We start from the raw sequence: 22,559 nt of genomic DNA, 5'->3' as shown, positions 1-22,559 counted from the left end.
CGGGGTCGCTGTCGATCCCGGGCGTGGACGCGGTGCTCCGCGGCGCACGCAGAGAGCGGTGAAGCTCGCCGCGCGTGCGCCGGGGAACGCCAGAGCGCGGGCCCTCGCGGGCTCGCTCAATTCAGACCGCTCGCTGCGCGGGTAGCGCGCGAGCGAGCAGGGAAAGGCCTGGCTTCCGATGGATACGTTCAAGTTGGCTCCGAGCATGGCATCCCCGAATCCGTTTCTCGACAACCTGCCCTTCAGCGCGTCGCCGGCCCGCGATCCCGAGGTGGCCGCGGACGCGCCGGAGGGCTCGTACACGTACGCGTTGCTCAAGAGCGCGCCCGAGGTGCCCGCCGCGGAGTGCGAGACCGAGGCGCTGTCTGTCGAGGTGCTGATCCGCTGGGGGAGCAACCTGATCCACGTGGCGCACCTGACCCCGCCGCGCTCCTTCCACGTGGGCGAGCAGGACGGCGCGGAGGGCGCGTGCGATTTCTTCCTCCCGGCGGAGCGGCTGGGCGCGGCGAGGACGCCGCTCGTGCTCGTCGGCGACGACGGCGAGGTGAGCGCCGTGATCCCGCCGGGCGCGTCGGGGATGATCGAGATCGGGAGCTGCAAGATGACGGTCGCGCAGGCGATCGCGACGGGCCGCGCCGCGCCGGACGCCGCGCTCGGCGGGGCGCGGCGGATCGCGCTGCCGCTCGGCGCGCGCGCGCGGCTCGACCTCGGCGACTTCGGCTTCGAGGTCGCCGTGGGCAACGCGGGCCGCCGCGTCGCGGGCAAGGTGAGCCTCGACCGCCGGAGCCTGCCGTTCACCGCGCTCTCGACGCTTGTCCATGTCGGCCTGCTCGGGGCCATGGCCGCGTTCATGCCCCCGCTGGCGATGGCCGACGAGGGCGGCGTGAGCGCGGAGCAGGCGTACCTCATGGCGCAGGCGCTCGCGGCGACCGCGGAGCGGGAGCTGCCCGAGGCGAACGAGGGCGCGGAGGCGACCCGCCCGAACGACACCGAGGGCGGCTCGGGCGCGGCCGCGATCGGCGAGTCGGGCAAGGCCGGGAGCGCGACGAGCCGGAAGACGAACGGGCGCTTCGAGATCGAGGGGCCGAAGGACAACGCCGACGTGCGGATCTCGCGGGCGCAGGCGCTCGACGACGCGGCCCGCTTCGGCATGATCGGCATGCTCCAGGCGGGCCTCGGCGGCGATCCGAACGCGCTCTCGGCCCCCTGGGGCGGCGTCGACACGCTCGGCAACGGGGCGAAGAGCGTGATCGGCAACCTGTGGGGCGAGACGATCGACGAGTCGGGCGGCGCCGGGGGCCTCGGGCTGACCGGCGTCGGCGAGGGCGGCGGCGGGCGCTTCACGGGCATCGGGATGGGGCCCCTCGGCACCATCGGCCACGGCAACGGGCTCGGCGACGGACAGGGCTTCGGCCCGGGCGGCGGCGCGTCGCGCTTCATCAACGGACCCGGCCACAAGGTGCGCGCGCCGCGGATGCAGGTCGGGTCGACCTCGGTGTCGGGCCGGATCCCGCCCGAGGTGATCCAGCGCATCGTGCGGCAGAACTTCGGTCGATTCCGGCTCTGCTACGAGAACGGGCTGCGCAATAGCCCGAACCTCACCGGGCGCGTGTCGGTCGGCTTCACGATCGGCCGTGACGGCGCGGTCTCCAGCGTCCAGAACGGCGGCTCCGACCTGCCGGACGCCGGCGTGGTCGCCTGCGTGGTGCGCTCGTTCTACGGGCTGTCGTTCCCGCCGCCGGACGCCGGCATCGTGACCGTGACCTATCCTATCCTCTTCAGCCCCTCCGGCAGCTGACTCGCCCCTTCCGGCGGCCGACCTTCGGTGTCGCCCCGGCGCGTGGTATGCTCTATCGTGCGTGCGTGATCGCCCTATCCCGAATCCTGAGCACGCTGGGGCGCGCGCAGCGCGCGCCAGAAAAGACCCTTCAGAACCCCTTTCTCGAAGGGAATTACGCCCCTTTCCGGAGCGAGACGGAGTGCGCCTCGCTCGAGCTCGCGGCGGGGGAGGTGCCGGCGGCGCTCGCCGGCACGTTCTACCGGATCGGACCGGCGCCGCGGTTCGAGCCGCTCGATCCCGTCCTCTATCACTGGTTCGAGGGCGACGGGATGGTGGACGCGTTCCGTTTTGACGGCGGGCGCGTGGCGCACCGCCGCCGCTGGGTCCGCACGGACAAGCTCCGCTGGGAGGAGCAGGCGGGCCGGGCGCTCTTCGGCGGCCTCCGCGGCTTCGGCCGGCGCACCTCGGCCTTGGGCTGGAAGGCGCTCGGCTTCACGCCCTCCGAGCTCATCCAGCTCCGCGTGCGCGGGCTGCTCGGGCTGCCGCCGCGCGAGGATCAGGTGCGGCGGATCATGCGGGCCCAAGACCGGAGCAACACGAACGTGCTCAGGCTCGCCGGCAGGCTGCTGACGCTCGTCGAGAACTCGGCCGCGCACGAGATCGACCCCGAGACGCTCGCCACGCGCGGGCGCTTCACGTTCGGCGGCGTGCTGGAGGCGCGCCGCATGGTCGCGCACCCCAAGGTCGATCCGGAGACGGGCGACATCTACACCTTCGGCGCCTCGCCGCGGCCGCCGCACCTGACCTATCACGCCTTCTCCGCGGACGGCTCGCTCCGCTTCTCGCGCGATATCGACGTGCCGTTCCCGGCGATGATGCACGATTTCGGCGTCACGGCGACGCGGGCGATCCTCTATCACCTGCCCGCGACCATGCGGTACGAGAACTTCAAATCCTCGAACCCCATCCGGTGGGAGCCCTCGGAGGGCGCGCGCATCATCGTGATCCCGCGGGACGAGCCGGGCGCGCCCGCGCGCACTGTCGATCTCCCCGCCTGCTTCGTCTTCCACACGATGAACGCCTTCGACGACGGCGGATCCATCGTGCTCGACCTGGTGCGGTACGCGCGCCTCCCGCTCTTCGATCTCGGCGGGGAGAACCCGAACCCGCCGCTCACCGAGAACCCGGAAGGGCGGCTCACCCGCCTCCGGATCGATCCCGACAAGGGCACCGTCAGCGAGATCCTGCTGGACGAGGCGCCGGCGGAGTTTCCGATCGTCGATCCGCGGTTCACGGCGCGGCCGTACCGCTACGGCTGGATGGTGTGCAGGCGCGGCGACAGCGACGGCCGGGGGCACCACAACGCGATCGCCCTCGTCGACCACCTCGAGCGGCGTACGCGCTATCACGAGCTCGGGCGGTCGAGCTTCACGTCCGAGCCGGTGTTCGTGCCCCGCGGCGAGGGAGCGCCGGAGGGGGAGGGGTGGCTGCTCGCCGTGGTGTACCGCGCCGAGACGGACCAGAGCGATCTGCTCGTCCTCGACGCGCTCGACATCGAGCGCGGGCCGGTCGCGGTGCTGCGCTGCCCGCACCGGATCCCGTACGGCTTTCACGGCTCGTGGATGGCGCGCGGCTGACCGCCGCGCCCCCGACTGCGCGGCTGACCGCCGCGCCCTCGATTGCGCGGCTCCGGGTCGCTACCGTCCGCCGCCCGCGGCGGCCTGGCCGACGGCGCGCTCCGCCTCCGCGATCTCCTGCGCTCGCTGCTGGATCATCACCCCTTGCGGCGGGCCCTGGAAGCGGCGGCGCTCCAGCGCGAACCAGACGATCGCCGTCAGCGCGAACACGATGAGCATGATGACAAGGGCCTTGTCGTTCGGGGGCTGGACGCTCACCACGATCAGCATCAGGCACGCGAGGACGCTGATGATCGCGAGCGGCCGGTACAGCGAGCCGAGGTCCCACGGCCCCATCGTCACCCACGTGCGGCCGTAGGCGCGCACGCCCGCCATCGTGGGCATGACATAGGAGATGTAGAGGAAGATCACGCACACGGCCGTGATCGTCGAGTAGACCGGCGTGTACACGGTGAAGGCGATCGTCAGCGCGCTGACGACCCAGATCGCGGTCGCCGGCGTGCGGAACTTCGGGCTCACCTTGCGGAGCTGCTCCGAGAGCGGCAGCCCCCCGTCGCGGGCGAACGCGAAGGTCATGCGCGAGGCGGACGTCACCGTGGCCAGCCCGCAGAGGTACTGGGCGATCGAGATGCCGGCGTAGAGCGCGACCCGGAGCTTCTCCGGGATGACGCTCTCCATGATCCAGAAGAAGACCCCGCCGCCCTTCGACGCGGCCTGGTCCATGTCGGGGATCGCGAGCACGATCGCGCTCAGCATGAGCCAGCCGAAGACGCCGGAGACGAGCACCGCCCGGACGATGCCCCGCGGGACGGTCTGCGCCGCGCCGATCGTCTCCTCCGAGGTGTGCGCCGACGCGTCGTATCCGGTGATCGTGTACGCGGGCAGGAGGAAGCTCAGGAGAAACAGCATCGTCATGCTGTTCGTCTCCGGCCACACGTCGCCCCCCTTCGCCCCGCTGTAGTTCGTGAACGTGACGAGCCGCCCGAGGTCGACCTGGGGCGCATAGAAGAGCATCGCGATCGTGAGGATCACCGAGACGACGAGGATGAGGTATCCGCTGAAGTCGGTGAGCAGGGTGGTGACGCGGATCCCCAGGTGGTTGAAGAGCGCCTGTGTCCCCGTGATGAGCGTGACCCCGACGATCTGCGTCAAGAGGGCCTGATCCGGGGACATCGTCGCGATGTCGACGCCGAACAGCGGGCCGAGCGAGCTCATGATGAACAGGTAGGCGCCGACGTTGATCGCCGCGAGGACGGTGACGAGGCCGATCAGGTTGAACCACGCGGTGGCCCAGCCGAAGCCCCGGCCGCCGAGGATCGAGGCCCAGTGGTACAGCCCTCCCGCGGTCGGGAACGCGGACGCGACCTGGCCCATCGTGAGCGCGGTGCAGAGCGAGAGCGCGCTGCAGACCGGCCAGCCGATGCCGATGCCGGCCCCGCCGACGCTGCAAAGCCCCATCTGGAACGAGGTGATGCCGCCCGCGATGATGCAGATGATCGAGAACGAGATCGCGAAGTTGGAGAAACCCCCCATCCGGCGCAGGAGCTCCTGCGCATAGCCCATGCTGTGGAGCGTCTTCACGTCCTCGGCGATCACGCCCTCCACGCTGTGCGGTGTGTCGCCGGAGCGCGGCCCGACGTCCCCCTTCGTCTCACGGCTCATGAGCGGTCCCTTTCCTCGACGGTCTTGCGCTCGTGACCGACGGAGCCGGTCGGGCCTCGTCGGGATCGGCGCGCCACGCCGGTGCGCGCCCCTCCCGGGGAGCCCACCGCGCCGACGAGCGTACATGGGGGCGCCGGCGAGTGCCTAGCGCATGAGCCGGAACCACGACGAGCACGGTGCGGCGACCGCCGGCGGTGGCCGCATGGCCCCGCTGCTACCCTCGCCGCGCATGGCCACGACGACGATCCCCCCGCTCTCGCGCCGGCGCGCCCTGCTCGGCCTCGCCGCGCTCGCCGCGTCGTCGTGCCGTCGCAAGAGCTCGCCGCCTCCGCCGGGGCCCGCGGCGGCAGAGGCGGCCCCCGCCCGCTGGAAGGAGCTCGCCTTCGAGCCGGCCGACGGGGGCGAAGGCCCGCAGCGCGCGCTGCTCCTCGCGCCCGAGGCCGCGGCGCCGCTGCCGCTGCTCGTCGCGCTGCACGGGCGCGGGGAGGCGGTGCGCGGCCCCGAGGCCGGCGCGCGCGGGTGGCGCGACGACTACGACCTCGACGCGACCCTCCAGCAGATCCTCGCGCCGCCGCTCACGCCGGACGACCTCGGGCAGATGGTCACGCGCGAGCGGCTCGCGCAGCTCAACGCCTCGCTCGGCGAGCACCCCTACCGCGGGCTGTGCATCGCCACGCCGTTCACGCCCGACCTCCGCGACCGCTCCGTCGAGGGGGCCGCGGCCTTCGGGCGCTTCGTCGTCGAGCGGCTCCTGCCGCGGGCGCGCGCCGAGAGCGGCTGCCTCACGGCGCGCGAGGCGACCGGGATCGACGGCGTGAGCCTCGGCGGCCGCCTCGCGCTGCTCGTCGGCCTGTCGCACCCCGAGGTCTTCGGCGCGGTCGGCGCCCTCCAGCCGGCGGTGCGGGCGGGCGAGGCGGAGATGTTCTCCGCCCTCGCGCGCCGGGCCATGGAGCGCCGCGCGCTCGCGCTGCGGCTCGTGTCGAGCGAGGCCGACCCCTTCCTGCCCGCCATCCAGGCGATCAGCGATCGGCTGCGGCAGGACGGCGTCGCCCACGAGCTGCTCATTGTGCCCGGACCGCACGACTATGCCTGGAACCGCGGGCCCGGAGGCGTGGAAATGGTGCTCTGGCACGAGCGCGTCCAGCGCGGGTTGCGCGCGCCTTGATCGAGGCGGCCCGGGCGTCACAAGCCCCTGACCAGGCCGCCGAACCGTGTTACTTCCTCGGCAACGACGTGGCCGACCCGACACGCATCGCCCGCGCCGAGAGCGCGACCGACCCGCCCTCCGTGCGCGAGTGGCTGAAGCCGCTCGAGAGCGCCGGCCAGCGCCGCGGCACCAGCGCGAAGCGCGTCGGCGGCAAGGCCGCCTCGCTCGGCCGCCTGCTGCGCGACGGCTTCCCGGTGCCGCGCGGCTGGGTGCTCGACGCGCGGTGCTTCACCGAGCTCGTCGACCGGCAGCTGCCGCGCGGGCACGACCTCGCCACGCTGATCCGGCTCTCGGGCACGAAGGTCGGCGTCGACCGGGCGGCGCGGGCGCGCGACCGCATCCTGAGCGAGCCGCTGCCCGAGACGCTCTCGACCGCGCTGCGGGCGCTCTGGCAGGCCGTCGCGCCGGAGGCGCCGTGGGGGCTCGCGGTGCGGTCCAGCGCCACCTGCGAGGACAGCGACGAGACGTCGATGGCGGGGCTCGCGACGTCCGTGCTCGGCGTGCGCGGCGACGCCGAGCTCGACGCCGCGATCCGGCAGGTCTGGGCGAGCGCCTTCCTGCCGCGCGCGCTCGCGTACCTCGCGCACGCCGGCGTCCGCGACGTCGCGATGGGGGTCGTGCTGCAGGTGATGGTGCGCGCCGAGGCCGCGGGCGTGCTCTTCACCGCGCCCCCGCCCGGGCTCGAGGGCGAGCACTGGCGCGCCGGCGAGCGGCTCGTGAACGCCACGCTCGGGCTCGGCGCGCCGGTCGTCGACGGCGCCGTTGCGGCCGACACCCTCCGGATCGCGCGGGGCGGCGGCAAGGTCGTCGCGTCGGCGGTGGCGCAGAAGCGGCGCGCGCTCGTCGTGGGCGCGGCGGGGCTCGAGGAGGTCGCGGTGCCCGCGGCGCGCGCCGATCGGCCGGCGCTCGGCGAGGCCGCGCTGCAGCAGCTCGCCGAGCTCGCCGAGCGGCTCGAGCAGGGCGGCAAGGGCCCGTTCGATGTCGAGTTCGCGGTCGAGGGGGAGGACCCCGGCCGCCTCGCGGAGGACGGCGCGTCGGAGGGCGCGCCGGCGGCGTCGGAGGGCGCGCCGGCGGAGCCGCGGGTGTGGCTGCTCCAGGTGCGTCCGGTGAGCGGCGGCGGCTTCCCCGAGGGGGGCGGCGCCGACACGATCTGGTCGCGCGCGAACGTGGGCGAGGCGCTCCCCGGCGCGGCGACGCCGCTCACCTGGTCGGTGGCGCGCGCGTTCTCCGACCGCGGCTTCCGCGAGGCGTTCGCCGCGCTCGGCTGCCGCGTGCCGCGCGGCGCGCGCCTCGTCGCCAACGTGCACGGGCGCTTCTACCTCAACCTGACCGCCTTCATGCAGATCGCGGCGCAGGTCCCGGGGCTCTCGCCGCGGGCGCTGCTCGGCATGAGCGGCGGGGCGAGCGACCAGCTCATCGCGCGGCTCGCCGAGCAGAGCGCGGGCGTCTCTCGGCGCCGCTTCTACGCGCGGCTGCCGCTCACCGGGCCGCGGCTCCTCCTCCGGCAGGCGCGGCTCGAGCGCGAGGTCGCGGCCTACGAGGGCGAGGCGCTCTGGGCCCAGCGCGCGCTCTCCGAGCTCGACATGACGCTCCTGCCGGACGACGCCATCGGCACCACGCTGCGGAGCGTCTTCCTGCTGCTCGAGCGGACCGGCACGCTGATGCTGCACTGCGCGTCGGCGTCGCTCGCGAGCCACCTCGCGCTGTGCAAGGCGCTCGAGCGGGTCGCGGGCCGCCGCGCCTCGGCGCGCTCGGCCTCGGGCGAGGCGCCCCTCGACGGCCCGGCCGGGCGCGCGGAGACCAACGTCGAGCACCTGGCGCAGGTGCTCGCGGGCGGCGTGCGCGAGCTCGACAGCGCGGGGCCGGGCATCGAGCTCGCCCGGGTGGCCGAGCTCGTCATGCTCGATCGCGCGTCGCGCGAGCGGCTCCTCGCCGGCGAGGTGAGGGGGCCGCGCGATCTGCCCGAGGGGCCGGCGCGCGACGCCCTGGCGCGGTTCCTCGAGGCGTACGGCGACCGCGCCGTGCGCGAGGCGGAGCTCGCGACCCCGCGCTGGCGGGAGGACCCGGCGCCGGTCATCGCGATGCTCACCGCGTCGCTGCGCGGGGCGCCCGGCGATCCGGAGCGCGCCCTGGCGCGCGCGCGGGCGCTCGCCGACCGGGAGATGGCGATGCTCGAGACGCGCGTCTCGCGGGTGGAGCTCGCGCTCCTGCGCACGCTGGTCGGCCGCGCGCAGCGCTACGTGCGCCTGCGGGAGCGCATGCGCACGTGGGTGACCCGCGTCCTCGGCATGCTGCGGAAGGTCGCGCTCGACATCGACCGGCGCCTGCTCCGCATCGAGCCCTCGCTGCTCCCCGGGAGCGTGTTCTTCTGCACCTACGAGGAGCTCGTGACGGCGCTCTCCAGCGGCCGCGCCGACGTGGGTCACGTCGTGCGGCTGCGCCGCGCCGAGCACCTGCGCGACGCCGCGCGCCCCGATCCTCCGGCCACGTTCATCGGCCGGCCGCCGCCGGTCGTGCTGCCGCCCGCGTCGGGGGTCCGCCTGCTCGGGTTGCCGGCGAGCCCTGGCGTGGTCGAGGGGCGGGCGCGCGTGCTTGAGCCGGGCGCGCCCTCGCTCGACGCGGTGGCGCCGGGCGAGGTGCTCGTCGCGCGCACGACCGACATCGGCCTCTCGCCGCTGTTCCTCGTGGCGGCCGCGGTCGTGACCGAGCTCGGCGGCCCCATGTCGCACGCCTCGATCGTCGCGCGCGAGTACGGCATCCCCGCGGTGGTGAACGTGCCCGGCGTGACGCTGGCCATCAAGACGGGCGACCGGCTGCGGGTCGACGGCGATCGCGGCGTGGTCGAGCGGCTGAACGAACGCGACGAGCGCGCCGCGCCGCCGTCGCCGAACGGCGCTGCCGGCGGCGCGCAGGGCGACGGCGCGGCGCCGCTCGCTGCGCCGCTCGAATGACGCCCATATGACGGCCGCGCGCTTCCGGGTCGGCCCGTCCGACGGCCCCACGGTGGCGGACGTCCTCGAGCGCCTGGGCGGCGCGTCGCGGGGCTTCGCGGGCGCGGCGGCGGAGGGGCGCGCCTTCCTGAACGCGCGGCGGGCGCGGCCGGACGACGCGGTGGCCCCTGGCGACGAGCTCGCCGTGTGGCCGGCGCGGCGCGACGCGCCGGGGGCGCCGCCGGTCGAGGTGCTGGCGCGCTGGGGGGAGATCCTCGTCGCGTCGAAGCCGGCCGCGTTGCCGACGGAGCCGGAGCGCCGGGGCACGCGATCGCTGATCACCGAGGTCGCGGAGCTGCTCGGCCTGCGCGCGCCGCCGCACGCGGCCTCGCGGCTCGACGTCGGCGTGAGCGGCGTGGTGCTGTGCGCGACGGGCCCGCGGGGCCAGCGCCACCTCGCGGCGATGCGCGAGGCGGGGCGCATCGCGCGGGTGTACGTCGGCATCGCCGGCGGTCGGATCGAGGGGGCGGGCACGTGGGACGCGCCCATCGGCGCGGCGCGCTCGCGCGGGCGCAGCCTGCCGGCGGTGGGCGGGGCCGGCGCGAAGGAGGCGGCGACGCGGTACCGCGCGGTCGCCTCGGCCGGCGGCGGCGCGGCGGCGGCCACGCTGCTCCGCCTCGATCCGGTGACGGGCCGCACGCACCAGCTCCGGGTGCATGCGGCGCATGCGGGGGCGCCGCTCCTCGGCGACCGCGACCATGGCGGCGCGCGGTCTTTGACCACGGCGCGGGGCCGTGTGCTCCCGCTCTCGCGCGTCGCGCTGCACGCCTTGCGCGTCGCGGTGCCGGACGAGGCCGGCGAGGAGCGCGCGGCGCTCGCGCCGGTCCCGGACGAGCTGCGGGATCTCTGGGGGGCGCTCGACGGCGACGGCTCCGCGTGGGAAGAGGTGCTGACTGGGACGCCCGAGGCGGCTTCGCCGCCGGGGGCTCCCTCCGGTGCCCGATGACCTCGCCTCGCCCTCTCGCCCGTGCCGCCCTGGCGACCCTCGCCGGCCTCGCGTTGGCTGCGGCCGGCGTGATCGCCCTGGCGGAGCCCGAGGCTCCGCCGCCCCGCGCCGGGTATGCGCCCGACCCTGCCGTGCGGCCCAGCGCGAAGCAGTGGGTCTTCGAGGTGCAGTACGCGAAGGGCAGGGGGTCGGTCGCGCGTGTCCGCTCGGTGACGCTCGATCGGCCGGCGGCGACGGCGCGCGTGATGGGCCGGTTCGCGCTCGAGCTGTACGTCGGCCAGGAGCTGCTCGATCGGGTCCGGTTCGACGTGCCGCTCACGGGCGACGCGCCCGAGCGATCGACGAACATCCTCTATCGCCGGCCGGCGTTCGACGAGGGGGTGACGACGCGGCTTCGCGTGCAGATGGCGGACAACCCGCGCGCGAGCTGGGCCAAGCTCGTCGACCGGAAGACGGGCGCGGAGGAGCGCTTCCTCTGGCCGCCGGAGCCGGACGGCCGGCTTGTATCGCTGAGCGCGCAGAGCCCGGCGGCGGTCGACGGCGGCCTGCCGGCGGACGGCGGGAGGCCGCTGGCGGACGCGGGCCGACCGGATGGCGGGTGGCCGCCGGTGGACGCGGGGCGCCCGGACGGCGGGTGGCCGCCGATGGATGCGGGGCCGCCGGATGGCGGGTGGCCGCCGGTGGACGCGGGGCGCCCGGACGGCGGGTGGCCGCCGACGGACGCGGGGGTGCCGGACGGCGGGTGGCCGCCGGTCGACGCGGGGCGCCCGGATGCTGGGCAGCCGCCGGACCCGTTCAGGGCTCCGCGGAGGTAGCCTGCCGGGCCCTCGGGCCACGCATTGCCGGTTCGAGGTCCGCGGCGTGCTGGGTCGGGCGCCGCCGCGCGCCATCCTCCGGGCCGCGGGGACCGTCGCGCGTCGGTGCAGCAAGGTTTCCCCTTCGGGCCGCGGCTGCGGTACCTTGGCGGGCATGCAGGACCGCTCGCTCGCCGTCATCGCGCCGCTTGCTCTCGCTGTCGTCGTCTCTGCTTCCCCCGCGGCCGCCCAGCAGACGCCGCCTGCGGCGCCGGAGGCTGCGCCGGCCGCTGCCGCTCCGCCGCGCAAGGATCCAAGCGGGCACACCGGCATCAGCCCCTACACGGAGCAGATCCTGAAGGGCAACGCGTCGTTCGTGGCGCGCGACATCCCCGGCGCGATCGCGGCGTTCCAGGAGGCGATCAAGCAGGATCCCTCGAAGATGCTCGGCTTCTACCGGCTCGGCGAGGCGATGCTCGAGTCGGGCAATGCGGCGGAGGCCGAGACGGCCTGGACGACGGCGCTCGGCAAGAAGGGCTCGGAGGAGCTTCAGGCCAAGGTGCTCTTCTGCCTCGCGGATCTTCGCGAGCGCCAGAAGAACTGGCAGGCGGCGCGGGAGGCGTGGGGCGCCTACGCCGCGTACCTGACCAGCAATCCCAAGGCGGGCGGTTACCCGGCGACGGCGACCGAGCGGCAGAAGCAGATCGATCGGCGGGTGAAGGACGAGAAGGACTACGCCACGGTCAAGGAGCGCATCGTCCAGCGCGAGGCCGAGCGCCAGAAAGAGGCCGAAGAGAACGCCAAGAAGGACAAGCTGAACCGGTAGCCGGTTCGCGCGCCCGCGGCTGCGCGCGGCGTCCGTGGGATGCGCCTCCGTGGGGAGCGCGGCGCTTCGGGAACCGCCGAGGCTCCAAGGACGCCAAGGAATCTCGACCCATCGGCGTCCGTCGCGGGAACGAAGGCTTCCGTCGCGGGAACGAAGGCTTCCGTCGCGGGAACGAAGGCTTCCGTCACGGGAACGAAGGCTTCCGTCACGGGAACGAAGGCTTCCGTCACGGGAACGAAGGCTTCCGCCGCGCGCTGGAAGCTTCCGCCGCCGGGCGGGACGCGAAATTCGCCGGAAATTCGACCTCCGGCGGACGCCGGATGGCGTCGGGAGCAGGGCCGGCGCTCCTAAGTACGCGAAACGTCGTGCTCCGGAGCGCGCCGAAGGGCTTCATTTCGGCGACGGAAGCTTCCGGAGCGCGTCGGAAGGTCCCGGACGCGCGCCGGAAGCCCTCGTTAATGTGCCAGGTTACTCCAGCTCGGTCGCGTCGGCGTCGTCGAGCGCGTCGGCGGGCTCGGCGGGGGTCTTGCGCTGGGGCGCCTTGCGGTTCGCGAGGCCGAGGCGGATGAGGTAACCCCGCTTCTTGATGACCGCGCGCGCCGTGGTCGACCACTCGTCGAACCAGCCGCGCAGTTTCACGAGCGCCTCGCGCCGGCGCGCGGTCTCCGGGCGCTCGGTCTGCTCGGGCAGAGGTGACGTCGGGCCGAGCGCGACGTCGACGAGCCCCTGGAGGCGCTTGCGTTCTGCCTTGTCGAGGCCGCGGGGGCCGAGGAAGGCGACCGCCTTCTTGTCGCTCTGCTTGGTTCCGGCGCGACCCGGGTCGGCGCCGCTCTCGAGGGCGTCGAGCCGCGCGAGGAAGGTGGCGATCCCCTGGACCGCGGCGGTGCCCGTGGAGGCCGAGAGGTCCTTGAAGACGTAGGCGTGCACGTCGGGGAATCGCCGGCGGAGCGCGGCGCCATAACGAGCGAAGTTGGGCTCGTCCCACTGGTCGAGCTCCGTGGTCGCGGCGCGCTGCGCCCTGGCATCCGCGGTATCGGGCGCCGCGCCGCCCTTCCGGGGCGCGGCGAGGACGTCGAGGAGGAGCGTGCGTCCCTCCACGATGTCGTCATCGGTCATCCCCGCCTCGGCCATCAACGTGCGAATCGCGGCGACGGCGCCTATCCCCACCAGGAACTTGGTGACGCGCTCGGGCGTGGCCTCGAGGACCTCATTCGAATAGTCCATGTCGATTCCCTCCCTGCCGGCCGGCAAAGCCGGGCGGCGGCAATGAATCGAGAAGATACAATGGGAATCGGGGCAGTTGAAAAGGGCTTTGGTGCTCTCGCTGCCGTCGGTTTTTTGCTGCGCCGACCATGGCGATGCTCGTGTTCGGGGGCTGGCATCGGATCCGCCTCTCGTCCCCGTCTCCCGTGCTCCTCTTCGTGCGCGTGCGCGTGCGCGTTCCCGTGCTCCGTCCGGTCAAGCGCACCGGTGCCTCTCTACCAAGGACGTAGCGATGAGGTCCCGGAGCGTTCTTGCTGGGCTGAGCAATGTCCTACTGCCCCCGTATGGACGCTTGCATCCGGTGGGCCTGCGGGCGAGCGTGCGCCATTGAGAAAAGTTGCAGGGTGGAGGGAATGGAGATGAGAAGGAACACGAGGCGACCGAAGGCAATCCTCGTGGCGGCCGTAGCTGCCCTGGTGGCGCTCGGCGCGGTGGGGTCAGGGTGCTTGTGGGAGCGGGAGGATCACACGTTTGGGAGCTTCTGCGCGGTGGCGGAGGGCGGCGAGCAGCATTGCGTGGGCGAGAACCTGGGCCCCGGCGCCGCGTGGAGCCAGGCCGAGAAGGACGGCGCGCTGCCGATCGAGATGTGGGCCACGTGGCCGAGCAACAAGGCGCTGGATGAGATCGTCGCGAGCAGTTACTCGCTCGACGTCTGGTTCGGTCATGTGGACGAGATGATCGAGCACGTGCGGGACGACGCGAGGAACGCCGAGTCGCTGCGGGCGACGCTCGCGGGCAAGCTCGCGTCGCTGCTCGACGAGGCGACGGACCGCCAGAGAGCGCTGCTCGCGCAGGCGCCGGTCGACGCGGCCGGCAACTTCAAGGCGGCGATGATCGACAAGGCCAGCGCCGAGAGGGAGCCGCTCGTCGCCGCGCTCGCGGCCGACAGGCAGGCGATGGCGGCCGTGCAGGCGATCTTCGACCAGGCCCGGAGCGACGCCGCCCCGCTGCAATCGAAGTACGCGGGCGTCGCGGCGCGGTTCGCCGGGTACCGCGCGACCGAGGCGGCGGAGACGGCGGCGTACGCGGCGCTCTCGGAGCAGGCGTCGCGTTCGGACATCGACGGCCTCGACGGCGTGGAGCAGGCGGTGCTCGCGGCGGCGCGCGAGGCGAGCCGCGCGCCCGGCGAGCTCACCGCGGAGATCCTGAGGTCGTCGGCGGCGCTCCAGGTCTTCGCGGCCTCTTTCGACGAGGCGATGGCGCCGCACAGGGAGCTCCTCGCCACGCACGGCGCGGTGCTGCCGGACACGACGTCGGGGGCGCTGCGCTCGCTGAACGCGATGCTGGGTTACGTGCAGGGGCGTGTCGCCCGGAGCGACGCGACCGCGGCGGCGCTGCTCGGCGGCATCGCGCTGCGCCGGCAAGCGCTCCGCGTGCTGCAGATGGACGAGGGGGCGCGCGAGGCCGTCGCAGGGGCGCGGACCCGCAAGGCATCGGACGCCTTCGCGCAGCGTGCGCGCGCGCAGGTCGCGGCGCTGTCGGCGGCGCCGCCGGTGAGCGAGAAGCTCGGGCTGCCGCTCTTGGCCGAGCGGTGCGGGGAGCTCTCGGCGCTGGTGCAGCTGCGGCCGCTCTGCGACGCGGCGGCGTCGTCGTGGCGCGAGGCCGGGTGCGCAGAGCTTCGAGGGCGGTTCGACGCCGCGGAGGCCGAGCTCAGGACGGGGCTGCCGCAGAAGATCGCGGCGGGCCTCGCGACGCTGCGGGAGAAGGGGATGGCCGCGGCGGCGCTCGACGCCGTCGAGGCGAGGCTCGAGGCGGGCGACGTGAAGGGCGCCGCGATCGTGTACGACGCGGCGGTGCGCGGCGCGGAGGGGACATGAGAGGCTCCAAGGACGTTGCGCGGCCTGGCGGGAGCGCCGCGGCGCTGCAGAAGCTCGTCGCGCTGATCACCGCGGTGGCGTTGGTGGCGCCCTCGTTCGCGTGGGCCGGCACGCCGTACACCCTCGACTGGGTCTCCACCCAGTTCAACCCGGGGTGCCTCACCCCCGAGCTCGCCGTCCCTGGCGCGGCGTACTTCCGCGTGAACCAGACGCCGCTTCCCACCTACGAAGTCCCGGGCGAGTTCGCGTTCCATGACGACGGCTCGGAGAGCAACCGGATGGAGGCGGCGTTCGATTCGGTGCTGCTCGGGATGGGCATGAACGACTTCCACTTCCACGTCAGCAGGGAGGGGGGCGACAACACCTGCGTCGACGCGCGCGAGGTGGTGAACCTCGTGTCGGTGCCGCTCGGGTTGAACAAGCCGCTCTTCGATATCCGGCGCCGCGGGGTGGCGTTCTCCGGCGACACGACCCTCAACCTGAGCCTCGCGCAGATCAACCCGGCGCTGGCGCGCGACATCGAGATCCTGCTGGCCGAGCTCGCCAAGGAGCGCAAGGCGCTCGTGGGGAACGCGCCGCGGGTGGAGCGCCTGGCGGAGAAGATGGACCTGCTCCAGCAGCTCGACACCGAGCTGAAGGACCTGGTCGGCGGGCCGCTGGACGAGATCTCGCGGACCGACCTCGACGCGATCCTGGACCGGTACAAGGACGCGGTCGGCGCGGAGACGCGGGCGGCGATGGAGCAGCTCGTCGACGATCTGAAGAAGAGCGTCAGCGATCTCGAGGACGAGCTCGCGCGGTTGATCGACGAGTTCGGCGCGCAGGCGGACGAGGTGGCGGATCTGGCGACGCAGGACGCGCGCGCCGAGGGGTGGGATCCGGACGACCCGGCGGCGTACGCGCTCGGGGAGAGCGAGGTGCCGTGGGTCGAGGTGCCGGACATCGCGGAGGTGGACGGGGCGTTCGACGAGGGGGGGGGATCCCTATGCGGCATACGCGGACGCGGTGCTCGCGGCGCTGGAAGCGGACGTGAGCGGCGGGGTGGTGGTCCTTCGGGCAGACTTCGTGGCGAACGTGCGGGCGTGGCGGGCGAACAGCGCGGCGCTGGAGATCGCGCTGCGCGACCGGAGGGGGGTGTCGCTGGCGGAGACGAACGCGTTCCTGAACGCGCAGAACCGGATCACCGCGTTCGTGCGGCAGTTCATGGATGGGTCGGACTGGTTCGAGGACTCGCCGGTGCCGGCGGACTTGCGGGCCCAGGTGGATACGGTGCTCAAGCCGCGGTTCGATGCGCTCGCCGACCAGATGAAGGACAGCCTCAACCTGTGGAGGGGGGACGGGCTCGACCTGGAGCAGACGCAGCTCTACCAGACGATCAGCGCGTTCGCGGGGGCGATGTCGACGGTCGGCGAAGGCGTCGAGGCGTACGCGGAGGTGATGCAGACGCTGGTGCACGCGACGACGCGCATCGGGGTGGGGTTCGTGCCGGTGGTGGGGCCGGCGCTCGACCTGTGCGAGGCGGTGACGGGGAAGGCGTTCTGCCTGCCTGGCGGGCGGGAGCTGAGCGACGAGGAGCGGATCTTCTCGGGGGTGGGTTTCGGGCTCGGGGCGGTCGGGCCGATGTGGCGGGTGGTCAAGACCAGCGGGGGGCTCAGGCCGTCGGCGATCCGGGTGGCCGGGGAGATCGCGGAGATCGAGGAGGCCTTCGCGCAGATCGTGAAGACGAACCGCGTCAGGGGGTACAAGACGCTCACCGGGGCGATCACCAAGTTTGATGTGGACATCTTCGAGAAAAAGGCGGCGAAGTTCCTCGTGGACGACGGCAGGTCGCTCATCGGGGTCGGCGACGATGGCGTGCGCGATGTGCTCAAGATTCCGAGGGACTCAAGCCCTGGTGGTAGCGAGGGGGTGGCGCCCGACTTCCTGTCGATATCCAGGGGGCATCAACTGATCGTGAGCGAAGCGAAGGGCGGAACGATCGACGTCTTCAAGGTGCGCAAGCAGCTCTCGAACGCGATGAAGGCGCTGAAGGATAAAAGGCTCGATGGAGACGTGGCTCGGGTCGAGCTCATCATGGAACCGGGGGCGGAGTTCAATCCGAAGAAGTTCACCGTCAAGGACGGTTACCTATTCGATTCGGATGCTGGAAAGACCGTTGTTCTTGATGGTTTTGACAAATTCATCATGGTGATCCGGCTATGAGCTGCTCAGGACCTCAATTCTTCGCCTGGTGTGACGAGCCAGAACGGCTTGATGCGCTCGCGGCGGCGCTGTCCGCGCTGGTCGTCCCAGGGGCTCTCACCAGCCTGGGTATGAGCGCGACAATATCGTGCGAGACCCGCTCCATCGACGAGGTGCTTGCCATGGTGCGCGCCCACTTTGGAGGACAGATGAGCGCTCACGTTCTGTCCGGCATGATGCTCCGCGAATCCGAGCGCGCCATGATTTTCAGCCTCGCGTGCTACCCTGAAGAAAGCGAACGCCGCCATCCATACGGCCCTCTCAGGATGGAAGCAGGCGAACGCAAGCGGGATTTTTACCCCTACGAGATCCCCGTGGGCGGCGGCCCGCGCTCGGTGGAGGCCGAGGCCGCGGTCGCCCATCATCTGGTTCAGGGTGACATCGAGGACCTCCTGCTCCGCCTGTGCGCGCCGGACGCGAGCGGGCGCGTGCCGACCGGCGCCTGCACGGACAAGGAGGACTGGCTCGCCCCGGTCGCGATGTGCGCGACCTACAACGCGAACGCGGCGGAGCTCGCGCGCGACCTCGCCCTCTCGTGGGTCAGCCTTCATGACAAGGAGAGCGTCTCGCGCATCGCGGGCATGTCGCTGGAAGCGCTCTGCGCGCAGGTGGAAGCCGCGCCGCGCGGCGCGCGCGTGCCCATGAAAGGCGGCAGCGAGCTCACGCGATCCCTCTCGCGCGAAACGGTGCTGAAGGCGCTCGCGACGCCGCCGGCCACGCTGCTCGAAGCGCTCGAGGCCGCGGCGGTGCCCGACGACGCGTGGCGTGCCGCCGAGCCTCAGGCGCACGAGATCATGGAGCTGCTCCGTCAGCTCGGGGAGGCAGCCGAGGGCGAAGGGCCGCCCGCATTCAGGGCAAAGATCACGTCACCCGGGCATGTCCGCTTCCTTGAGGAGCACGCCCCCTTCCACGTCCGGCGCCTCCCGAGCGGCGGCGTCGTTCTGGCGACCCACCCTTACCGGACGCTCTGGCCGCTCTGGTCCGACGCGCTCTTCGTGCTCGGCCTGATGTCCTGACGCAGGTCGTGCACCCCCTCGCTTCTCCGGACTTCACACCCGGGCCGCAGGTACCCGGCGGCGCACCCCTCCCTGAGCGCGCGGAGCGCGCGATTAGGGAGGGGCGGACCGCGCGCAGGCGCGGAGCGCCGAGCACGGGCCGGGGGTGGGCATCCGCTATCCGCTCGCCGACCAGATGAAGGACAGCCTCAACCTGTGGAGGGGGGACGGGCTCGACCCCGAGCACACCCGCTGCGCTCTCTACCCCCGCCGCCAGCCGCCGCCCTCGATGGGCTGGGCTCCCGCCTCCGTCCACCGGTAGAACCCCTCGCCCGTCTTCTTCCCGAGCCTCCCCGCCCGCACCATCTGCCGCAGGATCACCGGCGGCCGGAACTGCTCCCCCACCTCGCGGTGGAGGTGCTCCAGGATCGCGAGCCGCACGTCCAGCCCCACGAGGTCCGTCAGCTTCAGCGGCCCCATCGGGTGCCGGTACCCGAGCTCCATCGCCCGATCGATGTCCACCGCCGACGCCACCCCGGACTCCAGCATCCGCATCGCCTCGGCGCCGAGCGCCACGCCCAGCCGGCTCGTCGCGAAGCCGGGCGTGTCGTTCACCACGATCGGCGCCTTGCCCAGGCGCCTCGCCACCGAGAGCGCCGCCGTCACCGTCGACTCCTCGGTCTCGAGCCCCCGCACCACCTCGAGCAGCTCCATCACCGGCGGCGGGTTGAAGAAGTGCAGGCCGATGGTGCGCGCCCCCGCCCCGAGACGGCGGCCGAGCTCCGTGATGCTCAGGCTCGACGTGTTCGACGCGAGCAGCGCCCCCGCCGGCGCCGCCGCCTTCGCCCGGCCGAGCACCTCCACCTTGAGGTCCATCTGCTCGGGCACCGCCTCGATCACGAGATCGGCGTCCGCCGCCGCGCGCGCGAGATCCGGCGACGCGACGAGCATCCCGATCATCTCGCTGCGCGCCTCGTTGAGCATCTTGCCCTTCTGCACGAGGCGATCGGTCGCGCGCTTGATGTCCTCGATCGCCGCGCCGACGCGCGCGGCGTCGACGTCGTGGAGGCGCGTCACATAGCCGGCGACCGCCGTGACCTGCGCGATCCCCTGGCCCATCGTGCCCGCGCCGAGCACGAGCACCGTGCGCATCCGCGCGGCGGCGTTGTCCACCACCTTCGCGCTCACTTCGGCGGAGCAGGCGGCGGCGCGTTCGAGGTGCCCTTCTGCCGCCCTTCGATGCGCTTGCGCACCGCCTCGACCTCCTGGGGCGTCAGCTTGCGCAGGTTTGGCGAGCCCGGCGCGGCGGGGGCCGCGGCGTGGTCGTGCCCCTCGTGCCCAGGCGCCGCGCGCATGGCCCCCCCGGCCGGCCCCGGCTCGGGCGCGGTCGGCGCGGCCGGGCGCGCCCCCGCCGGGCGCGCGTCGGCGCCGGGCGCCGGGCGCGCGGGCGCCGGGCGCGCCCCCGCCGCGGCCGCCGGACGGGCGTCGGCCGGGACCGGGCGCGCGCCGGCCGGCGCGGCCTGATCCGCGGCGTCGCCGTCGCCGCTCATCGCGAGGAACAGGACGCCCGCCACCGCGAAGACCGCGAGCCCCAGCGCGGGGACCCAGTTCGGGGTGGGCGGCTCGTCGGCCGGCAGCGCGCGGGCGGGCTCCCCGTCGAAGCCGTGGTGGTCGCTCACGCCGTGCGCCGCGGCCGCGTGAGCCTCTTGATGGGCCGTGCTCATGCGCGGACAGTTGCCGCACTTCGCCAGCGGCGTCGAGGGGGTTCCACGATCCGGCCGAAAGGGCGGCCGGCCGCGCTCAGCCCGCGAGCCCCCGGTGGCTGTCGAGCGCCGCGCGCTGATCCTCGAGATCGTCGCCGTACACCGCCTCGATCGCCTCGGCCGCGAGGCGGTGCTGCCGCTCCGCCGCCACTTTCGGCTGCATCCCGTACGCCGCGTCGCGGATCAGCACCGTGCAGAACTCGAAGCGGTGCTCCCCCATCCGCGACCAGATCCGCTGCGCTTCGCCGAAGCGCAGGTGATCCACGAGGACCGAGGCGTCCGGGATCATCCGGGCGAGCACGCGCGTGTCGAACTCGCGCCCGAGCACCGCCGCGGAGATCACCGTCTGCCGCGTCCGCGGCTCCAGCCGCTCGAGCCGCGCGACGAGCAGGCTGTTCACGGTCCGCGGCGGCATGAACCGGCTCGAGCGCGCGGCCTCGTGGGTCGACCCGTACCGGCCGTCCTCCAGCCAGTACGCGAGGATCTCCTGCGCGAAGAACGGGTTGCCGCCGGCGGTCTGGCCGAGCAGCGACTCGAGCATCGTCGGGATCGGGCCGCCGAAGAACGGCTCCGCCAGCGCGAGCAGCCGCTCCTGGGGCAGCGGCGCGAGCTCGATGAGCTGCGACGGGATGCCGGCTTCGAGCGGGATGCGGACGTCCGCCCCCTCGCCGGCGGCCGCGGGCCGCGCCGAGCAGATCACCGCGAGCGGCAGATCCCGGCACGCGGCCGTGATCGCGCGCACGGCCTCGAGCGAGGTCGGGTCGGCCCACTGCGCGTCGTCGAGGTGCACCACCACCGGCTGCAGCGAGCTCTCGGCGACGAGCAGCGCGGAGAGCGCCGCGAGCGCCTCCTCGCGCCGCCCGGCCTCGGCCTCCGGCGTCGCCGGCTCGTCGCTCCGCAGCCGGAGCAGCCGCGCGAGCGCCTCGCGCGACCTGTCGATCCCCTGCCGCACCTCGGTCCAGGCCTCGGGCAGCCGCTCGAGGAGCAGCTGGAGCGCGAGATCGAGCCCCGCCTGCTTGGCGCGCTGGCCGATCTCCGACGAGATCCCGAGGTACTCCTTGAGCGCGAACTCGAACGCGTAGAGCGGGGTCTTCAGCGTCTGGTCGCAGCGGGCCTCGATCCACAGGAGCGGGCGCATGTCCATGAGCTGCGCGCGCTGGTGGCGGTAGCTGTGCACGAGGTAGCTCTTGCCGATGCCCGCCTCGCCGAGGATGTACACGACCCCGGCGGAGCGCCCGGCGAAGAGGGGCTCGAGCGCGCGCGTGAGCCGCTCGAGCTCGGCCTCGCGGCCGATCGGGCCGAGGTCGTAGAACTCCTCCTGCACGGCGATGCGGCGGCGCTCGAGCGAGTAGACGAGGATCGGCAGGTCGAACCCGTCGAACCGGAAGATGTTCTCGGTCGACCACTGGTGGCTCGCCTCGCCCGCGAGGAACGCGCGCTCGTCCGCCCAGATCGACGACGGCGCGGCCTTGCGCGCGATCTGCGCGGCGAGGTGGACGGCGCGGCCGAGGCAGACGAACTCGCGGCGACCCCCGGCGCCGAAGAAGCCGGCCAGGCAGCGCGCGCGGGTGATGCCCACCGCGAGCCGGGGCACGCCGAGGCCGTTGCTCTTCAGCTCGAGCGCGAAGTCGAGGGCGCGATCGTGGTCGCTCTCGTGCGCGACCGGCACGCCGAAGTAGAACAGCGCGCCGAAGCCGCGCTCGGTCACGTTCATGCCGGCGAACGTGGCGCCGAACATCGCCGAGATCTCGTGCAGCTGCTGGATGAGCTCCGTCGGGCTCGCCACCCGATCGAGCGAGAGCGAGACCGTCGTCACGTCGCGGATCTCGCCCTCCGGCGCGAGATCGCCCGCGCCCGGCGGCAGGAACGCCTCGGCGTCCGCGTCCGTCGGCAGCGCCGTGGCCGTCAGCGAGGGCGGACCGGTGAGGAGATCCGCCTCGTCGAGCTCCGCCACGCTCTCGCGGGCGCTGGCCGCGGGGAGCCGCTCGCGGAAGCTGCGATCGAGGTGCAGCTCGCTGTCGTCCGCCCCGCGATCGGTCGCCTGGCAGGCCTCGATCGCGGGGCCGTAGAGCAGAAAGTAGGCGCGATCCCGGGCGATCCGCACGATCGTCCAGTGGACCGAGCCCCACGCGAGCCCGATCCTGAACGGCATCGGCGCGCCGCCGGCGCCGAGCGCGCGCCGCGCGGCGAGCTCGAGGAGGCTGCGCCGCATCGCCAGGGCCGCGCTGCGCGCGAGGCGGGTGACGTTCCGCCCCGGCCGATCGGGGAAGAGCGCGGTGAACCCGCCGCCGGGCGAGAACGCCGCGACGAACCCGCCCGACTGGTGCACGGCCTCGAAGAGCGGCTCGAAGAGCGACCGCAGCGCGTCCGGATCGATCGCCTGACGCGCGATCATCTGCTCGGCGAGCTCCACGACGGCCGGGAGCGAGACATGCAGGACGGCCGCGTCGACCGCCCCCGCGTATTGCCCTTCGGCATCCTGTTCGAGGATGAAGTCCGGGACGAGCGGGTTCATGTCGAAACTGTATCGGGGATCTCCTCCCGACACGAGGGCGCCGGGGGGGCTCCTCGAACCCCGGGCGAGCGCCCTCGGGGGTGCGCGGAAAAGGCCGTTCCGGCGGTGCGCCGGGCGAGGTGG

At 73.5% G+C, this 22,559-nt stretch carries 16 protein-coding genes; 10 read left to right on the top strand and 6 right to left on the bottom strand.

Annotation, left to right across the window (positions count from 1 at the left end):
- Positions 1–205 precede the first annotated feature (205 nt).
- Both WME83_RS45285 and WME83_RS45280 read left to right on the top strand, forming a co-directional pair.
- Entirely contained in the window at positions 206–1,798 is a 1,593-nt protein-coding gene (locus WME83_RS45285) for an AgmX/PglI C-terminal domain-containing protein (protein ID WP_437315928.1), read from the top strand.
- A gap of 65 nt (positions 1,799–1,863) precedes the next feature.
- Positions 1,864–3,417, top strand: coding sequence for a carotenoid oxygenase family protein (locus WME83_RS45280; RefSeq protein WP_437315927.1), 1,554 nt, complete (start codon positions 1,864–1,866; stop codon positions 3,415–3,417).
- Between the two features lie 60 nt (positions 3,418–3,477).
- On the opposite strand, the gene WME83_RS45275 is transcribed toward WME83_RS45280, so the two are convergent.
- A complete protein-coding gene (locus WME83_RS45275; protein WP_437315926.1) occupies positions 3,478–5,079 on the bottom strand; it encodes an amino acid permease in 1,602 nt (533 codons plus the stop codon).
- A gap of 151 nt (positions 5,080–5,230) precedes the next feature.
- On the opposite strand from WME83_RS45275, the gene WME83_RS45270 reads away from it, so the two are divergent.
- The 5 genes from WME83_RS45270 to WME83_RS45250 all read left to right on the top strand — a co-directional run bounded on the left by WME83_RS45270 (position 5,231) and on the right by WME83_RS45250 (position 11,842).
- Positions 5,231–6,244 carry an alpha/beta hydrolase gene (locus WME83_RS45270; RefSeq protein WP_437315925.1) on the top strand — a complete coding sequence of 338 codons (1,014 nt, stop codon included), beginning with the start codon at positions 5,231–5,233 and terminating at the stop codon, positions 6,242–6,244.
- Positions 6,241–9,237, top strand: coding sequence for a PEP/pyruvate-binding domain-containing protein (locus tag WME83_RS45265; RefSeq protein WP_437315924.1), 2,997 nt, complete (start codon positions 6,241–6,243; stop codon positions 9,235–9,237). The genes WME83_RS45270 and WME83_RS45265 overlap by 4 nt, the downstream gene beginning before the upstream one ends.
- 7 nt (positions 9,238–9,244) lie before the next feature.
- A complete protein-coding gene (locus WME83_RS45260; RefSeq protein ID WP_437315923.1) occupies positions 9,245–10,222 on the top strand; it encodes a pseudouridine synthase in 978 nt (325 codons plus the stop codon).
- 68 nt (positions 10,223–10,290) lie between these two features.
- Positions 10,291–11,037, top strand: coding sequence for a hypothetical protein (locus WME83_RS45255; RefSeq protein ID WP_437315922.1), 747 nt, complete (start codon positions 10,291–10,293; stop codon positions 11,035–11,037).
- Between the two features lie 154 nt (positions 11,038–11,191).
- The gene (locus WME83_RS45250; protein WP_437315921.1) at positions 11,192–11,842 is read left to right on the top strand and encodes a tetratricopeptide repeat protein; all 651 of its coding nucleotides are present in this window, start codon (positions 11,192–11,194) and stop codon (positions 11,840–11,842) included.
- Between the two features lie 468 nt (positions 11,843–12,310).
- Here the strand turns inward: WME83_RS45250 and WME83_RS45245 are convergent, their stop codons facing one another.
- Positions 12,311–13,066, bottom strand: a complete 756-nt coding sequence (locus WME83_RS45245; protein ID WP_437315920.1) for a hypothetical protein — start codon at positions 13,064–13,066, stop codon at positions 12,311–12,313.
- Positions 13,067–13,500: 434 nt separating this feature from the next.
- On the opposite strand from WME83_RS45245, the gene WME83_RS45240 reads away from it, so the two are divergent.
- Positions 13,501–14,922, top strand: a complete 1,422-nt coding sequence (locus WME83_RS45240) for a hypothetical protein (protein ID WP_437315919.1) — start codon at positions 13,501–13,503, stop codon at positions 14,920–14,922.
- Between the two features lie 223 nt (positions 14,923–15,145).
- Here WME83_RS45240 and WME83_RS45235 read toward each other — a convergent pair whose 3' ends face one another.
- Positions 15,146–15,442, bottom strand: a complete 297-nt coding sequence (locus WME83_RS45235; protein WP_437315918.1) for a hypothetical protein — start codon at positions 15,440–15,442, stop codon at positions 15,146–15,148.
- Between the two features lie 485 nt (positions 15,443–15,927).
- Between WME83_RS45235 and WME83_RS45230 the strand changes: the two genes are divergently transcribed.
- Positions 15,928–17,124: a hypothetical protein gene (locus WME83_RS45230; protein ID WP_437315917.1), complete on the top strand. Its 1,197-nt coding sequence runs from the start codon at positions 15,928–15,930 to the stop codon at positions 17,122–17,124.
- Positions 17,121–18,179, top strand: coding sequence for a hypothetical protein (locus tag WME83_RS45225; RefSeq protein ID WP_437315916.1), 1,059 nt, complete (start codon positions 17,121–17,123; stop codon positions 18,177–18,179). Before WME83_RS45230 ends, WME83_RS45225 begins: the two co-directional genes overlap by 4 nt.
- Before the next feature lie 240 nt (positions 18,180–18,419).
- Here WME83_RS45225 and WME83_RS45220 read toward each other — a convergent pair whose 3' ends face one another.
- The 3 genes from WME83_RS45220 to WME83_RS45210 form a co-directional block, all read right to left on the bottom strand.
- Positions 18,420–19,346 carry a 3-hydroxyacyl-CoA dehydrogenase family protein gene (locus WME83_RS45220; protein WP_437315915.1) on the bottom strand — a complete coding sequence of 309 codons (927 nt, stop codon included), beginning with the start codon at positions 19,344–19,346 and terminating at the stop codon, positions 18,420–18,422.
- The gene (locus WME83_RS45215) at positions 19,343–19,882 is read right to left on the bottom strand and encodes a hypothetical protein (protein WP_437315914.1); all 540 of its coding nucleotides are present in this window, start codon (positions 19,880–19,882) and stop codon (positions 19,343–19,345) included. Before WME83_RS45215 ends, WME83_RS45220 begins: the two co-directional genes overlap by 4 nt.
- Positions 19,883–19,958: 76 nt before the next feature.
- Positions 19,959–22,436 carry an AAA family ATPase gene (locus WME83_RS45210; RefSeq protein WP_437315913.1) on the bottom strand — a complete coding sequence of 826 codons (2,478 nt, stop codon included), beginning with the start codon at positions 22,434–22,436 and terminating at the stop codon, positions 19,959–19,961.
- Between the last annotated feature and the right edge of the window lie 123 nt (positions 22,437–22,559).

Source organism: Sorangium sp. So ce385, from assembly GCF_051474135.1.
Taxonomy (GTDB): domain Bacteria; phylum Myxococcota_A; class Polyangia; order Polyangiales; family Polyangiaceae; genus Sorangium; species Sorangium cellulosum_D.
This window is presented reverse-complemented; position numbering and strand designations above follow the sequence as displayed.